Raw genomic sequence first — 22,002 nt, forward strand, 5'->3', positions numbered from 1 at the left:
CCCTTCTTCTCCTATTATTTGTCGTTTAATGCGACAACCCCTGGTAATTCTTTGCCTTCCATAAATTCAAGAGAGGCACCGCCACCTGTTGATACGTGATCCATTTTGTCTGCAACATGGAATTTCTCTACTGCTGCTGCTGAATCACCACCACCTATGATGGTATACCCTTCTGTTTCTGCCATTGCTTCAGCCACTTTCTTTGTGCCATTTGCGAAAGCGTCCATTTCAAATACACCCATCGGTCCATTCCAAATAATAAGTTTTGAATTTTTGATCACTTCAGCATATTCTGCGGCTGTTTTTGGTCCGATATCAAGTCCCATCCAACCGCTTGGAATTTCATTGATATCTACTACTTTTGTTTCTGCGTCTTTTGAAAATTCATTTGCAATGACAGCATCGATTGGCATATGTAAGTCAACACCGTGATCAGATGCTTTTTCGATAAATGATTTCGCTAAATCAATTTTATCTTCTTCTAATAAGGATGTACCAATTTCATATCCTTGTGCGCGAGTGAATGTATAAGACAATCCACCACCAATGATTAGGTGATCTACTTTTTCTAAAAGATTATCGATTACACCGATTTTGTCTTTTACTTTTGCACCACCGATGATGGCAGTGAATGGACGTTCTGGGTTAGATAGAGCTTTGCCTAATACGTCAATTTCCTTTTCCATTAAGAAACCTGATACTGCTGGTAAATATTTTGCAATGCCTGCAGTTGTTGCGTGAGCACGATGAGCTGCACCGAAGGCATCGTTGACATAGACATCTGCTAATTTTGCAAAGCTTTCAGCAAGAGCGGGGTCATTTTTTTCCTCACCTGAATGGAATCGAACGTTTTCTAGTAAAATGATTTCTCCATCATTCATACTGTTTACCGCTTGTTCTACTTCTTCCCCGATGGATTCATCTAATTTTTTTACGGGTTGTCCGATTAGATTAGATAGTCGTTCACCAACTGCTGTAAGACGTAATTCTTCTTTCACTTCACCTTTTGGACGGCCTAAATGACTAGCTAAAATTACTTTTGCACCTTGTTCAACTAAATAAGAGATGGTTGGAATGGCTGCTCTGATTCGCGTATCGTCCGTAATGTTACCTTCTTCCATTGGTACATTGAAATCGACACGTACAAATACCCGTTTCCCTTTTACTTCAACATCTTTCATTGTCTTTTTTTGATACATCATTTTACCTCCTAAAAGTTTCTACCTAATACTTTAACAAAATATTTAATTTATAAACAAAAAGCCTCTTCAAGAGTTTTAACGATTGACCTGAAACTATACATGTGAGTGTTCATTTCTGGCCTTCAATTCTCTAGTAAAGCGCTTACTTGTGTCATAAAAAAAGGAGAAGTTGAAAAACCGCTTCTCCTTTTATCCTAATTCATTATATACATATAGAAACTATCTGGCTATATTTTTTGCCTTATAAACCTTGTTTTGCCATGTATTCAGCTAAATCGACAACACGAGTAGAATAACCTGTTTCGTTGTCATACCAAGCTAATACTTTTGCAAGGTTTCCTTCAAGTACCATTGTAGAAAGGCTATCAACTGTAGATGATGCACTATTGCCATTGTAATCAATTGATACTAATGGTAATTCTGAGTAGTCAAGAATTCCTTTTAGTTCATTTTCAGATGCTTGTTTTAATGCTCCATTGATATCTTCAGGAGTTACGTCTTTTTCTAGTTCAACAACTAAGTCAACTAATGATACGTTTGGTGTTGGTACACGGATTGCCATACCATCTAATTTTCCTTGAAGTTGTGGTAAAACTTTTGCTACTGCTACTGCAGCACCTGTTGTAGTTGGAATCATAGATTGTGCAGCTGCACGAGCACGACGATAATCTTTGTGTGGAAGATCTAAGATTTTTTGGTCATTTGTATATGAGTGAACTGTTGTCATCATACCGCGTTTAATACCGAATCGTTCATCCAATACTTTCGCTACTGGAGATAAACAGTTCGTTGTACAAGATGCATTTGAAACAACAACATCTTTTGCTGGATCATATTGTTCGTTGTTAACTCCCATTACGTAAGTTGGCATGTTTTTACCTGGGGCTGATACGATTACTTTTTTAGCGCCTGCTTCAACGTGTTTGTGTGCATTATCATAGTCTGTGAAACGACCTGTAGATTCTACAACGATATCAACACCCAATTCTCCCCAAGGAAGTTTTGCAGGATCTGTTTCAGCATAAACACGAACGTTTTTGCCGTTTACTACAAGATACTCACCTTCAGATGTTACTTCTGCATCAAGAGCGCCGTGAACTGAATCATATTTTAAAAGATGTGCAAGCATTGCTGCGTTAGTTAAGTCATTTACCGCTACAATTTCAATATCTTCACGTTTCATTGCTTGACGGAAAACTAATCGTCCAATACGTCCAAATCCATTAATCGCTAATTTTAAAGTCATCTTATTTTCCTCCATTAATTGCGTTTTTTATGTTTTATCTTTCAACGGCCAAACAAGCCGCTTGATTACTTAATTAATTGAACCATTTCTTTTGCAGCAGCAACGTCTGTTATTAAAACAGTTTGTTTTGCTCCATGTTTGAAGTATGAAAGAATCGCTTTTGCTTTATTCTTCCCACCTGCTACTGCAATAATACTTTTACATTTATTCACTTGCTCTAATTGAATGCCTACAGTACGAATTCTATGGACTGCATTCCCTTGTCTATCGAAATAATAACCAAAGGCTTCACTAACTGCGCCGGCATTCATTAAGGCTTGTTGTTCCTCTACACTCGTTTTGCGTCTTTCTGCCATTTCTAATGCAGAGCCGATACCGTGGATGACGATATCTGTTTGATCGTATAGTTCCATCATTTCTTTTACCATTGGTTCTTGAACGATTACATTATAAGATGTTTCACTCAGAGTCTCCGGTAAATATAATGTACGATACTCATTGCCAGTATTCCCGGCGAATGTTGCTGCAATGGTGTTAGCTTGTAGCCTCATCTCGACTCCCATACCACCGCGAGCTGCGATAAATGTTATGTCAGTTAACTCTTCTGATGGAGTAAGGCTATCCGCTATTGCAGCTAATGTACTTCCACCTGTTACCGCGACAATTTTGCTTTTGTTCTTGCTTGTTACTAATTTTAATTGTTTTGCCGCTTCCAAACCCAGTAGTGATTTTATAGATGAAACTTCATCAAGGTCACCATCGACAATCATCACATTCTGAATACCAAGTATTTGTTTTAACTGTTTTTCCATCATGAAAATACCTGACCAATCGTAAACGAGTGGTTTTAATACTTCCAATACTTCTATACCCGAATTTGAAATTCTCATTCCAGAACGACTAGCTATAATCAGTCCTTGATCACGAAGTAAATCTGTTTCCTTGCGTGCCTCTCTTTCTGCAACAGCAAGGTTCTCAGCAAGTCCTCTGCGACCAATGGGACCTAACATTTCAATCATTTGTAAAAAACGATATCTTGTGTGAAGAAGCTCAGACATTTCGGGCATTATTTTCAATTGTGCTTCAGAAAGTGAAGTCATGTCGCTGACTCTCCTTTTAACAGTGGGACGAAAATTATCCCATCTATTTATTTTATGTCCCACTTGATGTGAAAAGTATACATTTTCATTAAATAAAATGCAACTTTTTCCTTCATCATTTCGACAAATTTGTTGAGAAAATTTTATTCTTTACTAATTCCCTCTATCAAAGTGACGTAATCTAATGCACCGTACTGTATAATTTCCCCGTCTTTTTCCACAACAGGAATCATCAGCATATATTTTTCGTGAAGGACTTCATCATCTTCAATATTTACCTCTTTCACATCAAAAGGAATATCCTCACGCACTAATTTAAGCATTCGTTTTCCATCTTCGCAAAGGCCACATCCTGGTCTGCTATAGTATGTTATCTCCATAGACTTTTCTATACCTCACATTTCAATTTTTAATCCTTAAATCGATCGTAACATTAAAGAAGTTTGCGTGCATGTTTTGTGATTTGAGCTTTAGATACTGTTTCAAGGGGTTGAGGATGTTGGGTAGAGTACTTAAATTGATGATTTTTGGGTGAAATTTAGAAAATAGCGAATTGACGTGGGAAAAGAGCGAGTTGGGACACAGTATTGGCGAATTGAAACTCCGAAAGAGCGAATTGACTCTCCAAAAGAGCGAATTGGCCCGCCAAATGAGCGAATGAAAGATAAACTTACTTGAACTAAAAAAGCTGGAGTGCATGATTCGCACTCCAGCTACTATTCAAAAGGTTTTTAAGACTTAAATTGTTGTCTATTACATGAAATTGAGAAAATAGCAAATTGGATTGGGGAAAAAGCGAGTTGGACCACAATATTAGCGAATTGAACAGCCAAATGAGCGAATAGGCTGAACAAAAGGGCGAATAAAAAATGGCTCTAAAGTCATCACCATTTTCGCCCTGCTCCACCGCCAGCTGAGGAACCTCCGCCAAATCCACCGAAGCCTCCGCCGCCTGAATTTCCGCCACTTCCACCGTTCCAATTACCAAAGCCTCCAAAGGAATTAGGACCACCATAGTCGATATTTCTTCTACGGCGATTGCCACCGCCACGGCCTCCGCCGCCTCCTCCATTTCCTCCTGAGAAGATGGAGTAAAGAATGACCGCGATTACTACGAATATAATAATAGCGGTTACTGAGAGTTCAGAATCATCCGAACTATCTTCTATAGAATCGGCATAGTCTACTTTGCCATCCCAATTATATTCATCGGCAATCGTATTATAGATTGTGAAGTAAGCAGAACTAAATGCTGCATCGTAATCATCGTCTTGTAAATGAGGAATCATCTTTTCATCAATGATTCGTCCGATTTTCCCATCTGGTAGTGCGCCTTCTAAGCCTTGACCAACCGAAATATAAACATCTCGATTCCCTTCTGATTCGCCAAAGCTGGCAAATATCAATACACCATTATTTTTTTCCTTATTTCCTATTCCCCATTTTCGGATTATTTTCGTACCAAACTCTGGGGCAGTATAGCCATATAATTTATCTGTTGTTAAAATGACAACTTCAGAACCCGTCGCTTTCGCTAATTTTTCTGAATAACTGTTTAGTTCGTTTTCAGTCTCTGTCGTTAGTTTACCTGCCAAATCTTGAACATAGGGCGTTTTATCGAATTTTGGTTCTGGAAGTGCTGCTGCTTCGGTTTTGGCCATACAACAAAAAGAAAGAACAAACGATAAGACGACTCCTAATAGGACTGCAGATTTCTTCATTATTTATTATCCTCGAAGTTTACAGTTGGTGCTTCTTGTGCTGCAGCATTTGCTTTAAAGTATTCACGTTTACTGAAATTGAACATACCTGCTACTAGATTACCTGGGAATTTTCGAACGATTCCATTGTATTCTTTCACGGTTTCATTGTAATCTTCACGAGCAACTGTTAAACGGTTTTCTGTTCCGGCTAGTTCATCCATCAATTGACGGTAATTTTTGTCCGCTTTTAAATCTGGATACTTTTCCACCACGACTAGCAATCGATTCAAGGCACCTGTTAACTGATCATTTGCTACAGCCTGCTCTTGAGGTGTGTCTGCGCCAGCCAGTTTTGAGCGTGAATCAGCAATACTTTTCATAATACTTTCTTCATGCTTGGCATAGCCTTTTACTGTATTCACTAGGTTTGGTATTAAGTCCAATCTTCTTTGTAATTGGTTTTCAATTTGTGCATATTTTGAGTCAACTTGTTCATCCATAGTAACCAATTTGTTATATCGTGGAACAAACATTGCTGCAATAAGTGCAACGATGATCACTATTACCACAATTGGTCCTAGCATTTTTTTCATACGAATTCCCCCCATATACTTTACATACTGTCTTTTTCCTTTTAGTTAAAGAAATTAAACTTCTATTCATATACGGAGGATTATGTAAGAAAGTTTCATTATATGATTTGATGGTTACTAAAGATTTGAATATAATATAGAAAAGGTGGTGTGGTAAATAATGGATACAGCGAAAATTAATCGTTTAATACTATTAAGTCTTTTTATCAATGCTACTTCAATGGGAATATTAGCTTTCATTCATTATAATGAAAATAAAGTAGGTTACACTATAACATTTACTATCCTATGTCTTCTATTTCTATTTTTAATAGTTCTTACAATTTATGGATTCGTTCAAAACAAGAAAAGAGATATCGAGAATGAACCGCGGAAGGTTTTATGAGATGGTTTGCATAAAAAATCGACTTCTCTTGAAATTCTTCAAAAGAAGTCGACTTTTATCATTATGAATTTAAACGGTATCCTGCACCCCAAATTGTTTCAATAATTTTCGGGTTAGAGCTATCCTCTTCAATTTTTTCACGAATTCGATTAATGTGTACGGTGACGGTTGAACTATCGCCTGTATAGTTGTACCCCCAAATCTTCTCAAATATTTGTTCTTTGGATAGTACGATGTTTGCATTTTCTGCTAAGTAAACAAGAACTTCAAATTCCTTGTTAGGAAACTTAATTTCTTTCTCGTCTATATAGATTTTCCAACTTTTTTTCAATATTTTCATGTGTCCGATTTCAATTACTTCATCGGATTTTGTATTTGTATGTTGCGTTAATCTTTTAAAGCGTTCAAGATGTGCTTTCACTCGGGCTACGAGTTCTGCTGGATCAAATGGTTTTAAAATGTAATCATCCGCGCCAAGTCCTAAACCTCTTATGACATCAATGGACTCCGTTTTGGCTGTCACCATTAGGATCGGTATTTCAGATACTTCACGTATTTCTTTGCATAGTTCATAACCACTTTTGCCAGGTAACATGATATCTAAAATGATTAAATCATATTGTTTCTGATTCAGTGCTTGTAATACGGTATTGCCATCTTGCTCGATATCCGTCTCAAAATCACTAATTTCAAGATAATCTTTTTCTAGCATAGCAATTTCGATGTCATCTTCTACTATTAATATTTTATACATGTTCATCCCTCATTAAATCAACAGTTGGCAATGTAATGATGATTTTAAGCCCATCCTGGTTTTCGGCAGAAATTGTACCACCATGTTCTTCAACAATATATTTGGACGTATATAACCCTAAACCGTTCCCCTCGATTTTGTTTCTCGATTCATCACCACGATAGAACTGTTCAAATAGGTGTGTTAGTTTTTCTTCCTCTACACCTTTGCCATTGTCCTTTATTTCAAGTACTTCTAAACGATTCAGTTTCTTTAAGGTAAAAGATATTTCCAAATGTTTATGATTAGCATATTTCAGACTATTTTCAATAACGTTAATTAATACCCGTTTAAAAAGAACTGAATCAATTGAAACGAAGTGTTTTTCATCTGTTATTATGACAGAAAATGTTACGTGCTGAGTAGTCAGATCATCATTCATTTCCTCAATAAATTGTTTTAGGAATAGATCAAAAGCGACTGATTTTTTTACAACAGGCATATTCCCTGTTTCTAATTTTGAAAAATCAAATAGTCGTTGAAGTAAAACATCCATGTCGCCTGCTTTTTTATAGGCTATAGTTAGATATTGTTCCTGTTTTTGAGGTGTAGTTGCAATCCCATCTAGTAACCCTTTAATATAACCCTTTACAGAAGTTAGAGGTGTACGTAAATCATGAGAGATTCCGGATACCATGTCTGTTCTGTTCTTTTCGTATTTTTTGTTCCGTTCTTTTTCTTCAAGTAAATGCTTTTGCATTTGGTTAAAAGTCTTGCACAGTATCTCAAACTCTTCTATACCTTGGTATTCAATCGGTTCTCTAAGGTTTCCTTTCTCAATTCGCTTTTCCCATGCAATTAGTTGAGTTATTGGAATCGTTACTTTCTTCACTAAACGTTTTGTAAACATTTGACTAAATAGAATAATGAGGAGAATGGCTACAAGCCCAATAACAATATACATACCGACTATTGTTTCTAATCCTCCACGTTTAAGGATTGTCCAAAAGGAATGTTTGCTAATATTGATGGATACGACATGATAGTGATGACCCATCGCATCAAATTCTTTATGTACAATGGTTGCATAATCCCAATGATAAACGGCATTTGATTGGCCTTTTTTGAGTTTTGGCATTTCATTTACATAGTCAAGTTCAAGATTTGTTAGGTTGGAATAGATTTTCTTTTGGTCCTTTGTTACATATAATTGATAGCCGTATGTTGCAATTTCTTTGTCTAGTTTATTCCAATCTGTGTTTGGTGTATTGATTTGATTGAAGATTGTTTGGATTTCATAGACGTTTTTGTTTAGTTGTACTTTTTTGATTCGTGTATCAATATAGTCTTCGTTAAAGATGCTGATGATTGTTCCACCGACTATGAAGAGAAGGATTAGAGGAAGGAGAACCATGATTGTATTTGATTGGAAAATCAGCTTTTTTATTTTCATTAGACTACCTCCTCATAGTATACCTCTTTAGATGTAATTCTTCTTTCACTTTGACGTTGGGAAAGCTAATTTTATACTAACTATTTTTAAAAAGAAGTGGAATTAGCTTCGCTTTCCTACGGGCGAGCGGTGAGTCTCCTCCTTCGCCTACGCTCGTGCGGGGTCTCACCTGTCTCGCTTTTCCCGTGGGAGTCTGCGCTAATTCCACTTCAAAATTTTTTGGGGTACTAATCTCTATCAAAAATACCTAGCCAAATTTTTTATAAACTTTTTAGTTTCTCTTTCCAATTCACATACATTCAAATAAATAATTTTAGTGACTGACAAAAATACTACGAATCCTTCCGCATTTTTCTCCGTCTATAAACTCCAACTAAAAACAACAGAATAGATACGAAAGATATCACCAGACACACTTTCCAATAGGGTGGTTCGTATTTTAGTTCGATTTTATTTTCGCCTTTTAGTAGCGGTACGCCGATGAATGCATAGTTTACTTTTTCTATTTGTGCTTTTTTGCCGTTAATGTATGCTGCCCAGCCTTGTTCGTAAGGGATTGGTGTTACTAGCATTTCGTTAGGCTTTGTTGTTGTATAGTTGCCGATTGCATGGTTATTATTCCAATGAATGTTTGCGCCATTGTTTTCGTGTAAGGCTTTTGTTAAGGTTTTATAATTTTCTTCGTATACACGAATATTCTTAATCCGATAGTTTCCTTTATCTAAACGGATATGAATGGTACTTGATTTGTTGATAGCAAATGTTAAGTGATTGTATCCTGTCCGATAGATGGAATTGGATTTTTTTCGTAGCGTTGTATATTCATTCACTGAAAGGTTGAACGCTTTTTTCTTATGAATTCCTTCTATAAAGAATTGAACGTACAAGTCTTTCACTTCTTTTGAAGGCGTTACATGGAAATCTACTCCACCTTGATCTTCCTGTACTTTTAAGGTATCTCCGTTCCAGTTTGAGTGAACAGTACTCAACTGATGAATATCTAAGGAAGGTACCTGAGGTACGTTAGAACTTTCGCCATTCTCTGTGATAACACCATTTAACATGGCATGTTCTTTTGCTATTATCGGCTTGCTATCTAAAGCTTTTGATGAATAGAGATTGTTTGTCACACGGAAAGCTGGTAACAAATCTTGATTTTCATATATATTATAGTTCTTTGATTGTTTTACTAAATGGTAATGATAAGGAACTGCTTGATTTACGTTTTCCCTCATATAAAACTGTGCTTGCCATAAAGCCATTAAATTTGTTCTTGCACCAATTGACTGATAGCGACTGACGCTTTCTTTCTCCATATCAATTTGAAGGTGTTTTTGATACATATTCAAAATATCACCATTTAGCACACTTGAGTAGACACTATTTCCTCTATAGTTTTGTACAATCGGCGTGTTCGTGCGATCTTCAACAATCCAATCGATACGATTAGAATCTGACTTTAAGTGTGACTTCATAAATTGAACTAAATGCTGTTGTTCTTTTGAATTATACTGATCTGAATTCATGAATTGTATTGTATCTCTGCTTGGTAATAAGTCATCATTCGCTAAACGATTTACTTCAAATACATTGGCAAAGATTATCATGAAAAGTATGACAGAAAACATAATGACAGTTGGTGTGATTCGTTTTGCTAGTACATACCAAACTAAAGCAATCCAAACAATAGTCATTAAGAAAATAATCCAATCTCTTCTAAAGCTAAATGTAGGGTCTACAAAGCTTCCGATGAACATGAAAAGTAATAGTATGCTTGAAAATCTATACAATAAACTTAGTTTCCAATATTCAAAGTGATCAATGGCAAATGCAAAAGCGCCCGAGTATCCTAAAATCACAATGGCTTCCCAACGGTTTTGAGGTGCTGAAAATCCATTGAACATACTGCCAACATACGGAACAAAGTGTAGCAAAGTACCGACAATTGCAATCCAAGCAAACACCTGAAACGTCTTATTCTTGTACATTTTTTTGATGCATAACACAAATAAAATAAAGACCGGCAACCAAAGAATTCGTGGATTTGTTAGTATATCATCCTGAATTTCTACTAATGGAATCGAGTCTTTATATGGTGGACGAGAATTATGTAGGAAGCCCATTGCCGCAGGGATGAAGGCAAAACAACCGATACCAAATCCTAATAATCCACCTTTTATATAGTGATGCATTTGTTTTTTTATGGATAACTCATGATTTGAGCAATGTAAAATCCACCTTATTAGGATATAAATGAACCCTGTAAGCAAGTTGATATACGCTAGATAAAAGTTATTGATAAAGATAAGGGCTAAAGCAATAACAAAAGTCGTTTTGGAATTGTTTCTTATAATTCTTTCAATACCTATTAATAACAGTACAAGCCAAAATATTCCGTCCGTTAAAATATCCCAATACATTTCATGTCTAAAAAAGAATGGGCTTACTGCATAAATAATTGCCCCGACATAAGAAGCTTTCTTGGATAAATTCATTTTTTTAAAATAGATATACGCAACAAACATAATGGCAGTTTGTTTTATTATGCTCATTGGTATAGCAAGTTGTACCCAAGTATTTAAATCTACTTGATATTTAGAAACAGCTTCAACTAAAAAGAGCAGCAAGGAAATGAGCAAAAAGAATATATTCGTAGTGAAATAATAGGCTAATTGTGAATAAATTCCTCCACCAAGTCCAAAGTCATCTGCATAGAAGAAATTTCCTTTTGAATAATTTTCAAAGATATATTGTTTAAATGGAAGCATTTGAGACAGTCCATCATTAACACCCTTCATAACAAACCCATCTGGCAGTTTCCAGATAAAATAAAAGTGGGCTAAAACGGAAACAAAAAACATACTCAAAAGGAGTAGTCCATATTGCTTCCAACTCTTAGACTGTTTTTGAAACACGAATAATCCTCCTCGTAACTATAAATGTGATTGGCACACTAACTACTGCCGTTACAAGAGGCGCGATATAAGCTGAAAACTTCAATGTATCTACAAAGATTACCAAACAAACCATTTGCACAATGATATTCGTCAATTGTGTTAGTGGAAAAAGTAAAAAAGACTTCCACGAAGGTTTTTCTTTATAGGTAAAATAGACATTCAGATAATAAGAACCTATCATACTTAAAATCGTAGCAATGATATGACTCGGTAAATAGCTGATATTACATAAGGAGTAGAACAATACATACCATGCATAATAGTGGGCAGTATTAAACCCACCCACTACAATAAATTTGAACCATTCACTATTCATTATCGTTCCTCTTTAATTCGGTATAAATGTGATTTCTTTTTAATTGTTGGATTAACATCTTTTGTCATTACTACATGTGGTACAACTTTTGGTGAATCGACCATATTTGATTCCGCTACAATATAATGAGGTCGGCGTTTGACTTCATTAAAAATTCGGCCAATGTATTCCCCTATGACACCTAAGCTTAGTAATTGAACGCCACCGAGTAAAAGAATCGCAGAGATTGTGGTGAAGTAACCTGGCACTACAATTCCTTTAATAATAATCCCTAAAAAAGTGGTCGCTATATAAATCAAACCGCTAAGTAAAATAAGTACGCCCATATATAGACAAAGACGAAGTGGCTTTGTGTTAAAAGATAAAACACCATCTAATGCGTAGGAAAAAAGACTTGAAAAGGACCATTTACTAGTGCCATTTTGACGTTCTACATTGTCATAGTATATGTTCTTTTTTGATAAGCCAATCCATTCATAAAGTCCTTTTGAAAAACGATTACTTTCACTAAGTTGTAATAGTGAAGTCACTGCTTTCCGACTTAATAACCGAAAATCGCCCGCTCCGTTTTCTAATTGTACTTCCGTCAATTTATTCATTGTACGATAGAACATACCAGCGAATAGTCTATGTAAGAGTGATTCGCCTTTTCGATTTCTACATGCTACGACTTGATGATACCCTTGTTCAAAACCTTCGATCATTTCTTTTACTAAGGAGGCTGGATGTTGGAGATCGCTATCCATCAAGATTACCGCATCACCAGTTGCATTTTGTAATCCAGCGAATATAGCTGCCTCTTTTCCGAAATTCCGGGATAATGATACATATTTAACTTGCTTATCTTGACTTGCTACATTTTTAATCTTTTCTAATGTTCCATCCGAACTCCCATCATTCACAAATACTAGTTCATATATATATTTGATTGTGTCGAATTCACCTACAATTGTTTCATACATCTGCTCAATATTTTCTTGTTCATTGAACGCAGGAAGAATAAATGATATCTTCTTCATTTTAAGCACCTCTGTCAGAATGATTTTCAATTTTATCCATTCCATTATTTTTGATTTTTGAATTAGCATTATTATTTATGTAAATAATAGTATAAAAAATGTATCTAAACAGTTAAGTGTAAAAAGATAAACAAATTATTAACAATAGACATTTAGCCTTTACATTAGTATTGCTTATTTGTAATAAAAATACACACAATATTAAAAGAACAATAAATGAAAGTTTCAATTCGAAGGTATTGAAGTAAAAACGTTGTCCATACTATTTTTGCGTGGCAAGCGCATATAAAAAGGAGGTTATATTTTGTCTCAACAACAACAAAACCAAACGGGTAACGACCCAATGTATCATGTAGATTCAGCAAAGTTTAATCATGGTGGCCATGAAATGTTGGATATGCATGAAACTTTGTCAGCAATAGTTGGTGGTTTAAACCAATTTGTGCTGTTACGTGATCAAATCCAAGATCAGGAACTTCGTACAATTTGTGATCATCAATATCAATTCTGTGTTGACGAATATAACACATTGGTAGAGGCTTTCAAAACTGGACAAGACCCTTCAAAACCTACAGGTCATTATGAAATGACAGAGAACAACAAATTCACGTTTGGTCTCAAAGCTGGTCAACCTACAAAACCAATTACACAAGCTAGTGAGCTTAATGATGAAATTATCTCCGGCTATATACTTGGCTCACATAAAGCAGTAGCCACAGTAAAATTAGGAACTGCACTGGAAACAACAAATCCTGTTGTTCGCCGTGTATTAGCTGACTCGATTCCAAACTGTATCGAAATGGCATACGAAATGTCGATTTACCAAAACAGAAAAGGCTATTACCAAGTACCACAATTATCTCCACAAGATATGGCAACCTTGTCCAATTGTTTTGGAGAAGCAACATCCAACTCTTCTACTTCCCGATTGAGTTAACGAATAAACAAAAAAGCTCCCGACATCGTATTGTCGAGAGCTTTTTGTTTTATTTTTGTTTTATTTTGTTTGTTTTCTTACATCTACTCGTTTAACGAACAAGGAAAGTACCAAAGCTACTGCTGAAATAACTGTAGCTACTAAGAATGTATAGTTGATACCATCTAGTAAAGCTGTTTGAGTAATATGTGCTTTTAATTGTGCAATTTGTTCTGCAGTTGGTGCAGATGGTGTTTGCCCAGCTTCTGCCGCAGCCTTTGCGGCTTTAGCAGCTTTTGCTTTTGCTGCTGCAGCTAAATCAGTTGCACTTGATTTAATTCGATTATCCATGACAGTTACTAAAATAGCTGTACCAATTGCACCTGATACTTGTTGAACAGTATTATTGATCGCCGTACCATGCGGGTTTTTATGCATCGGTAATTGGTTCAAACCATTTGTCATAATTGGCATCATAACCATAGACATACCGAACATACGGAAAGTATAAACCGTAATAATATAAGCGTAAGTAGAATCTGCTTGTAATTTAGATAAGAAATAAGTAGTTACGGTCATAATGATTAAACCCGTAAACGCTAAAATACGCGGACCAATTTTATCAAATAACTTCCCTGTAATTGGTGACATTAGGGCCATTACGATAGCACCTGGTAACATCATTAAACCAGCATGGAATGGAGAAATACCACGAACTTGTTGTACATAAGCAGGTGTTAAAATCATCCCTGAAAACATCGCAACTGAAATAACAGCTGAAATGATGGAAGATAATGCAAACATCTTATGTTCGTAAATTCTAATATCCAAAAACGGTTCATCCATTTTCAATTGTCTAATAATGAAAATGATAATACCTATTGCACCGATTACGATTGTGCCATAAACCAACGGACTATCCCAGCCCTTATCACCTGCTGCACTAAAGCCGTATAATAGGCCACCAAATCCAATGGTAGAAAGAACTAAAGAAAAGTAATCTAGATTAACATGGCGTGTTTCCATGACATTTTGTAATTTCCAAACACCAAATAATAGGCTTATTACTGCAAACGGAATAATCATTTCAAACAACATGCGCCAGCTATGGTGTTCAACAATATATCCAGAAAGTGTTGGTCCAATTGCCGGTGCTGCAATCATAACTAAACCAAATATCCCCATTGCTGAACCACGTTTTTCAATTGGGAAACTTGTCAACATAACGTTCATTAATAATGGAGACATTGCAGCAGACCCTGCTGCTTGAACCATACGTCCTGCAATTAACACCCAAAAATTTGGAGCGCTTGCAGCAATAATTGTACCTAATGTAAAGACTGACATCGATATAATAAACAACGTACGGTTTTTAATTCGCACAACAAAGAATGCTGATGCGGGTATTAATATACCACTTACAAGCATAAATCCAGTGGTTAACCATTGTACTTGTGAATACGTGACATCAAAATCCTTCATAATCGTAGGTAAAGCTACGTTCATTAATGTATTATTTAAAAAAGCAACAAAAGCACCAACAAACAAAATCGCAATCATGCCATAAGGTGGTTTTTGTGTAGATTCAGTACTCATAATTTCCCCTCGCTCTTTTTATCTATATTTTTCGGATGTTTTTTATTTTATACTCTCAGTCTAATTTTTTCAACTAAAAAATTTGATAGATTTACAAACGTTGATTTAAAAGCGTTTTTGTTTTAGAATTAGAGTATAAAATATTATAAAGGTGATCATAAAATTCTATGAATACACGAAAAAGAAAAGTACTTGATATTGCACGCAGTCTATTCATCGATCAAGGCTATGTCGAAACTTCTATTATGGATATTATTCAAGAAGCTAAAATTTCTAAAGGTACATTTTATAATTATTTCAGTTCAAAAAACGAATGCTTAATTGCAATATTGGAAGAAAGTCGTGAAGAGGCAAGTATTCGTAGACATGAGTTAATTTTTGGGAAAGACCCCAAAGACGTAGAAGTTCTTTGCGAGCAAATTGCTGTCCTCATGCATATTAATCGTGAGCAAAACCTTTTACGAATTTTTGAGTCCATCTTCCAATCAAGAGATGAAGCGATTAAAAAAGTCTTGATTCAGCATCATTTACAAGAAATTGATTGGCTTTCTACTCGATTGGTTGAAGTGTATGGTGAAGAAATCAGTATCATGAGTTATGAATGTGCAATACAAGTATTCGCAATGATCAATCATACGATGCGGACCTTACTTTTTGCAGAAGATCGTTATGTGGAACCAGAATCTGTTGTGAAAATGGCCCTTCGAAATATTGATGCGATTATTTCACGTATGTTAGAAACAAAAGAAATACTGATAGGTATTGACACGATTCAATTCATTAAAAACAGTGTAGATCACACAGTAGTTGATAAGGATATGATTATTCAACAGCTTAGCGGCTTTATAAAAGGCTTATCTAAGGACGATTCAAAAGCTGGAACTGATTATGCAGTATATATTTTAAAAGAATTGCAACAAGAAGATATTAAATTTTCCATTATTGAAGCACTTCTTACGCCGTTCCGAAAAGCATTTTCTAATACAAACCATGCGGCTGAAGCTCGTGAAATATCAAACTATATTTGGAATTTTGTCAAAGTCGAAAATTATACAGAAGATAACTAGTCAAAAGCAGCTCTTCCAACTCGGGATGAACTGCTTTTTAATTTTGTTTATTTTATTTTCTAGTTTTTCATCTTTTTATAACTTCATTGAAGTTCTTTCTTCCAGAATGAACTGAGACAATCTCTACGTTAATTTTTCGAATGGAATTCTCGTTTAATTCAATCTTTCCACCTTTTTGAAGTTTACTCCAAGTTTTAACATCCTTCCGATATAAATACTCTGATAGACGGTAGATATCCGCATCCATACTTAACCCTACCGCAAATGTATCTTTAATTTCTTTTTGTATTTCTTTCGCTACTTCTTTTCTTAAATTACTTTCTTTTACAGTTCCATGGAATCCACTTAAATCAACTTCAATCTTTAGATTTATATCAAACTTTACATTATTATTTTTAACAATTGGCGTTACTTTAACGGCATCAACTTTTCCATTTGCCGCCAGATTACCCGTCAATTGCAATTCCACTTTTTTATTTTTCTTATTAAACCATCGTAGTCCATTGATATCGTCCCCTGAGATATTCCCTTTTAAATCCCTCGGCGTAACAACACTCACACCATTAATATTGGTTGTAGGATTTTTTCCTTTTATCGTTTCCCAATTCTGAGTCAAGGTCACTAAAGGAACATTTACCTCATGACTAGGTTCGTCCAGTCTTAGTATTAATTTTCGAATACTCATCGGTTCAATTGCAGAGTCTTGTCTATACGAATTTAATGGATCTGATAATTTAGATAATGATATAGCTTTATTTAGAATAGGTGTTACTAACATGACATCTTTAACGGATTCTTGTGTGCTATATACCCAAGTTTGATATCTTGTATTCAGAAAACGGATAAACGAATTGACAAATGAATTCATTTTTCCAGATTTAATCGCTTCTTCAGAGAACACGATATATGATAGATGCCCCCAATATAATTCTTCATCCAAGGATTTGTACAAATTATAAAAAGCTTCATGTTCGGTTTTACCCGATGCATACCCTACTTCCGCCTGAATCGTATCGGGGTTCGCTGGTTGTTCTGATTTGGCGATGTTAGCAAAACTAATGATTTGCGCATACATTTCGTACTTTCCATCCTTATAGTCAACACCAATTCCATAAATATAAAACAAACGCTGTGCTTCTCTTGAATCCCAACATCCTGAAAGTAATATCGTGAGAATGATTAGAAGTATTACTATTTTCTTATTCATTTTTTTTTGCCTCTTTAGTCCGTGTATTATCTTGAGGATTTAAAGCTGGTGGACGCGTCTTATATTTCTTCGCAGGTAAACGAAAAATTGACCTAAATATCGTAGACCAGCTTAAATCTGTTGCAATAATCATATAGGAATAGCCAAATATTCGAATATTTGATAAAAAAAGAAGCACGAACAGCAGTGATAAAAAGAAGCCAAATAGACCAAAGAATGCAGAAAAAATTATAATAAAAATTCGAACCAAAATAATTGCTGTTAAAAGTGATTGGTTAACTAATGTGTAGGATGCTATGGATGATACTGCTATCACTACAATCATCGCTGGACTTGTAATACCTGCCCGTATCGCTGCATCTCCAATAATTAGTCCACCTACAACACCAATCGTTCCCCCTAACACCATAGGAAGACGTAAACCAGCTTCTCGGAATAACTCAAACATGCCAATCATCACAAGCATTTCAAGTGCCGAGGGAAATGGAAGGCCTGTTTCAGCCATCACGACTGTTGCTAGCAATTGAAAAGGTAATTGGTTTTGATGATAAGTTGTTAAGGACAACCAAAATCCTGGCATAAGTGCACCAATTAATAGACCAACTATTCGCACTATCCGTTGAACTGAACCATATAATACAGGATATTCATTATCCTCAGATGTCTTTAAGAGCATAAATAAATTTACAGGCGTAATGATTGCATACGAAGTTCCATCTACAAATATTAGGAACCTACCTCTTACAAGAGATTGGATTGCATAGTCAGGTCTCCCTGTATAATCATGTCTTGGAAAGATTATAGCTCTCTTATTTATTTGTTCCATAAATATGTCAGCACTAAAGAGAGCATCTGTACTAATTTTATTTATCTGTTCTTTAATTCTGTTTAATACATTCTTATCTGCAATATCTTCAAAGTAGAGAATAGCTACTTTCGTTTTTGAACGTTCTCCAACTTCAAATTTTTCCACAGATAATGAATTGGTCGGCAAGCGTTTGCGTAATAAAGCAATATTTACAGATAAATCTTCAATAAAGTTATCTCTCGGCCCTTTTACGGTAACTTCCGTACGCGTTTCTTCAGGGTTACGGTTAGGTTTTTTGGAGATATTACTTGAAAATAGTAGTGCATCCTCTTCAAAGAAAAGAAGGACACTTCCTGTAAACAGATTTAAAATGGCTTCCTGCTCATCCTTCACTTTTTTTAATCCAGGCACATATAGTTGTGAAACAATTTGTTTTTCCATTGGTTCATCGGTTAAATTACTACATAAAAACCCGACGCGTGGAACAATCACTTCGTTTAATAACTGCTGATCAATCATTGCTTCACAATTGATAAGATGGATTGTATGATCTTGGAATTTATACTGTTGAAAGTTAACGTCTTGTGTATTCTTAAATAACTGTTGCAATGTACTCAACGTTATTGATTTTCCATTTGATTCGATTGTCCTCCACCACTTTTCTTGTCTTCTTTATCTTGTTCTTGATTTTGATTTATATTTTGATTTTGATTTTGGCTTTGGTTTTGTTGATGTTGATTTTGGTTTATATTTTGATTTTGGTTTTGATATTGATTTATATTTTGATTTTGATACTGATTTTGATTTTGATTTATATTTGGATTTTGATACTGATCTTGATTTTGATTTGTATTTGGATTTTGATACTGATCTTGATTTTGATTTGTATTTGGATTTTGATACTGATCTTGATTTTGATTTATATTTGGATTTTGATACTGATCTTGATTTTGGTTTATATTTGGATTTTGATACTGATCTTGATTTTGATTCATATTTGGATTTTGATACTGATCTTGATTTTGGTTTATATTTGGATTTTGATACTGATCTTGATTTTGATTTATAAATGGATTTTGATACTGATCTTGATTTTGGTTTATATTTGGATTTTGATACTGATTTTGATTTTGCCCCTGATTTTGACCTTGATCTTGATTTATATTTTGACCTTGATTTTGATAGTGATTTTTATTTTGATATTGTATTATATTTTGACCTGGATTTTGACTTTGGTATTGATTTATATTTTGGCTTTGATACTGATCTTGATTTTGATACTGTTCTTGATTTTGATTCTGATTTTGATTTTGATTTTGATTCTGATTTTGATTCATATATTGATTCTGATTTTGATTCTGATTTTGATTCTGATTCATATATTGATTCTGATTTTGATTTTGATTCTGTTTTTGATTCTGATTTTGATTTTGATTCATATATTGATTCTGATTTTGATTCTGATTTTGATTCATATATTGATTCTGATCTTTAGAATTTGATTTTTTAGATATCAAAGAAACAGTCACTAGGATTATAGATAATATGAAAAAGAAGCCCAAGGTACTCATCAGGAAATAGCTCCCGTTAATCTTCAAAAATAAGTTATCTCTTATAAGAATCAACGATAAACAAATAAATAGAAATGGCGGGGCAATATATTTCCATATTTTCTTTTTGTCCTCTGACAAATTCAATAATTCTGAACATATATATAAGATTAGCCCTATTCTTATAAATGCTCCTGTTAGCCATTGATAAATAGAGAAGAAATCTATATGTTCAATAAAGCGTCCAATTGTCGCTAGACCCCATTCTTCATAAGGCGGATATCTCTGCTTCGATGCTTCCGATGGTCCAAATTCAGTTATTGCCCCTACTAGTGGTCCCATCGTTAAACCAGTTATGATGAATAGCATGATCGCAAAGTGATGCCATTTAATACGATGACTGATTCGATGTTGTAGAAATAGAATCAGCAATAATTCGATATATCCCGAAGCAGGATAGATTGATCCCATTAACACTGGTTTAAATCCATGTTCAAAAAACGGACGTAATAGTTCAAATTCTTTCACTTGTAAATTTACAAATGCCACAAGAAAGCCAAAAGTAACTACTCCCAATAGTACAAATACATTTACAATCACAATTGTTTGTAACCCTGATGCCACAAGAAAAATAATCAATGCTGAATATATGACTAATAAAAATACAATGGGCGTCTTAGGTAGAAAAGTTGTATTAATCCAAAGTAAAGCTTCTCTCATTGTAAAAGCAGCAAGTATCATTAAGTAAATTGCTGTCATATATAGAACAATGGATGAGCCAACTTTCCCTATTTTTTGTTTTAACCAATCTTTAATTGGCTCTTGCTTAGATTTATTATGAACAAAAACTAATAGAAACAACCATATTGATATTACAAATGTACCTAATAAAACGGATGCCCATCCATCTCTTCCAGCTGTTTTTAATATAGACGGAATTATGGTGACATGATTTTTCAACCCAATAAACGTCATCGTCAGAAATATGACATGTAATATACTTATTTTTCCATCATTTTTCATAATTAAAAACCTCTAACATTTTTTGTTAAAGACAGTTTTGACAATAAATAAAAATAATATAAGTTTATTCTTCGTAACTTTGATACAATCATTTAAAAAAATCCAAAAAAACACCTCTAATCAAAAAATGATTAGAGGTTGATTGTTTAAGGAAAAAACTGGTTATAATTATTTTGAAATCCCCCATATTTTATGCAAGCTCTTTTCGTAAGGGCTTGCGTTTTGTTTTTAAGTACGCCCACGGAGGGAATCGAACCCCCAGCCTAAGAACCGGAATCTTATGTTTTATCCGTTAAACTACGTGGGCAAATAATTATTTGCGACTAATCTATTATACAAATTAATCAAGAACAATTCAATACTATAAAAAAACAATCGTAACATTTGACCTTTACTGACCATCATGTGTATCATTAAGTTACAGCTGAAATATAGTTAATTTCAGCAAATGGAAAACGAAATTACTTTATTAAATTTGAGGAGGCTATTCACATGAATTTAATTCCTACAGTTATTGAACAAACAAACCGCGGTGAACGTGCTTATGATATTTACTCACGTTTACTAAAAGACCGCATTATTATGCTTGGAAGTGCAATTGATGACAATGTTGCAAATGCCGTTGTATCACAATTATTATTCCTTGAAGCAGAAGATCCTGAAAAAGACATCTTCCTTTATATCAACTCTCCTGGTGGTAGTGTAACAGCTGGTATGGCAATTTATGATACAATGCAATTCATTAAACCAGATGTACAAACAGTTGGTATGGGTATGTGTGCTTCTATGGGATCATTCTTACTTACTGCTGGTACAAAAGGCAAACGTTATGCCTTACCAAACTGTGAAGTAATGATTCACCAACCTCTAGGTGGTGCACAAGGTCAAGCAACTGAAATTGAAATTGCTGCAAAACATATCTTAAAAACACGTGAAAAACTAAATGCTATTCTTTCTGAACGTACAGGTCAACCAATTGATGTTATCTCACGAGACACAGATCGTGATAACTACATGACTGCTTTACAAGCAAAAGAATATGGTTTAATCGACCACATTATGGAACGTAACGAACTTAACAAATAATCGTTATAAAACAAAAGACGGGATATGGAACAACGTAATTGC

General features: G+C 34.7%; 18 protein-coding genes and 1 tRNA gene. 3 read left to right on the plus strand and 16 right to left on the minus strand.

All coding sequences use genetic code 11. The features are described 5' to 3' along the window. Positions 1-14: 14 nt before the first annotated feature. From ACWV26_RS15785 to ACWV26_RS15835, 11 genes are all read right to left on the minus strand, one after another. Positions 15-1,199, minus strand: coding sequence for a phosphoglycerate kinase (locus ACWV26_RS15785; protein WP_455895662.1), 1,185 nt, complete (start codon positions 1,197-1,199; stop codon positions 15-17). A 244-nt stretch (positions 1,200-1,443) separates the two neighbouring features. After that, positions 1,444-2,448, minus strand: a complete 1,005-nt coding sequence (gene gap / locus ACWV26_RS15790) for a type I glyceraldehyde-3-phosphate dehydrogenase (RefSeq protein WP_455895663.1) — start codon at positions 2,446-2,448, stop codon at positions 1,444-1,446. Positions 2,449-2,513: 65 nt separating this feature from the next. Beyond that, positions 2,514-3,548 (minus strand): sugar-binding transcriptional regulator, encoded by a 1,035-nt coding sequence (locus ACWV26_RS15795; protein WP_455895664.1) that lies wholly within the window; start codon positions 3,546-3,548, stop codon positions 2,514-2,516. A gap of 143 nt (positions 3,549-3,691) precedes the next feature. After that, positions 3,692-3,928: a glutaredoxin family protein gene (locus ACWV26_RS15800; protein ID WP_455895665.1), complete on the minus strand. Its 237-nt coding sequence runs from the start codon at positions 3,926-3,928 to the stop codon at positions 3,692-3,694. 504 nt (positions 3,929-4,432) lie between these two features. Next, positions 4,433-5,269 carry a TPM domain-containing protein gene (locus ACWV26_RS15805; RefSeq protein WP_455895666.1) on the minus strand — a complete coding sequence of 279 codons (837 nt, stop codon included), beginning with the start codon at positions 5,267-5,269 and terminating at the stop codon, positions 4,433-4,435. Further along, complete coding sequence (locus ACWV26_RS15810; RefSeq protein WP_455895667.1) at positions 5,269-5,844, minus strand: LemA family protein; 576 nt, start codon at positions 5,842-5,844, stop codon at positions 5,269-5,271. The genes ACWV26_RS15805 and ACWV26_RS15810 overlap by 1 nt, the downstream gene beginning before the upstream one ends. 446 nt (positions 5,845-6,290) lie before the next feature. Next, the gene (locus ACWV26_RS15815; protein WP_455895668.1) at positions 6,291-6,983 is read right to left on the minus strand and encodes a response regulator transcription factor; all 693 of its coding nucleotides are present in this window, start codon (positions 6,981-6,983) and stop codon (positions 6,291-6,293) included. Further along, positions 6,976-8,415, minus strand: coding sequence for an ATP-binding protein (locus ACWV26_RS15820; RefSeq protein WP_455895669.1), 1,440 nt, complete (start codon positions 8,413-8,415; stop codon positions 6,976-6,978). Before ACWV26_RS15820 ends, ACWV26_RS15815 begins: the two co-directional genes overlap by 8 nt. A gap of 332 nt (positions 8,416-8,747) precedes the next feature. After that, a complete protein-coding gene (locus tag ACWV26_RS15825) occupies positions 8,748-11,330 on the minus strand; it encodes a YfhO family protein (RefSeq protein ID WP_455895670.1) in 2,583 nt (860 codons plus the stop codon). After that, the gene (locus ACWV26_RS15830; protein WP_455895671.1) at positions 11,311-11,688 is read right to left on the minus strand and encodes a GtrA family protein; all 378 of its coding nucleotides are present in this window, start codon (positions 11,686-11,688) and stop codon (positions 11,311-11,313) included. The genes ACWV26_RS15825 and ACWV26_RS15830 overlap by 20 nt, the downstream gene beginning before the upstream one ends. Beyond that, on the minus strand, positions 11,688-12,707 hold the full coding sequence (locus tag ACWV26_RS15835) for a glycosyltransferase family 2 protein (RefSeq protein WP_455895672.1): 1,020 nt from the start codon (positions 12,705-12,707) through the stop codon (positions 11,688-11,690). The genes ACWV26_RS15830 and ACWV26_RS15835 overlap by 1 nt, the downstream gene beginning before the upstream one ends. A gap of 304 nt (positions 12,708-13,011) precedes the next feature. Here ACWV26_RS15835 and ACWV26_RS15840 point away from each other — a divergent pair, with 304 nt between their 5' ends. After that, positions 13,012-13,644, plus strand: coding sequence for a spore coat protein (locus ACWV26_RS15840; protein ID WP_455895673.1), 633 nt, complete (start codon positions 13,012-13,014; stop codon positions 13,642-13,644). 60 nt (positions 13,645-13,704) lie between these two features. Here ACWV26_RS15840 and ACWV26_RS15845 read toward each other — a convergent pair whose 3' ends face one another. After that, on the minus strand, positions 13,705-15,219 hold the full coding sequence (locus ACWV26_RS15845) for an MDR family MFS transporter (RefSeq protein WP_455895674.1): 1,515 nt from the start codon (positions 15,217-15,219) through the stop codon (positions 13,705-13,707). Positions 15,220-15,386: 167 nt separating this feature from the next. Here ACWV26_RS15845 and ACWV26_RS15850 point away from each other — a divergent pair, with 167 nt between their 5' ends. Continuing rightward, the gene (locus ACWV26_RS15850) at positions 15,387-16,286 is read left to right on the plus strand and encodes a TetR/AcrR family transcriptional regulator (RefSeq protein ID WP_455895675.1); all 900 of its coding nucleotides are present in this window, start codon (positions 15,387-15,389) and stop codon (positions 16,284-16,286) included. Positions 16,287-16,353: 67 nt separating this feature from the next. Here the strand turns inward: ACWV26_RS15850 and ACWV26_RS15855 are convergent, their stop codons facing one another. From ACWV26_RS15855 to ACWV26_RS15870, 4 genes are all read right to left on the minus strand, one after another. Beyond that, complete coding sequence (locus ACWV26_RS15855) at positions 16,354-17,493, minus strand: Ger(x)C family spore germination protein (RefSeq protein WP_455895676.1); 1,140 nt, start codon at positions 17,491-17,493, stop codon at positions 16,354-16,356. Then, the gene (locus tag ACWV26_RS15860; RefSeq protein ID WP_455895677.1) at positions 17,486-18,919 is read right to left on the minus strand and encodes a spore germination protein; all 1,434 of its coding nucleotides are present in this window, start codon (positions 18,917-18,919) and stop codon (positions 17,486-17,488) included. Before ACWV26_RS15860 ends, ACWV26_RS15855 begins: the two co-directional genes overlap by 8 nt. A 2-nt stretch (positions 18,920-18,921) precedes the next feature. Then, positions 18,922-20,874: a GerAB/ArcD/ProY family transporter gene (locus tag ACWV26_RS15865; protein ID WP_455895678.1), complete on the minus strand. Its 1,953-nt coding sequence runs from the start codon at positions 20,872-20,874 to the stop codon at positions 18,922-18,924. 235 nt (positions 20,875-21,109) lie between these two features. Beyond that, a tRNA-Arg gene (locus ACWV26_RS15870) sits at positions 21,110-21,181 on the minus strand. Positions 21,182-21,366: 185 nt separating this feature from the next. Here ACWV26_RS15870 and clpP point away from each other — a divergent pair. Beyond that, on the plus strand, positions 21,367-21,960 hold the full coding sequence (gene clpP, locus ACWV26_RS15875) for an ATP-dependent Clp endopeptidase proteolytic subunit ClpP (RefSeq protein ID WP_455895679.1): 594 nt from the start codon (positions 21,367-21,369) through the stop codon (positions 21,958-21,960). Positions 21,961-22,002: the final 42 nt, after the last annotated feature.

It is taken from the genome of Rummeliibacillus sp. JY-2-4R (assembly GCF_053847205.1).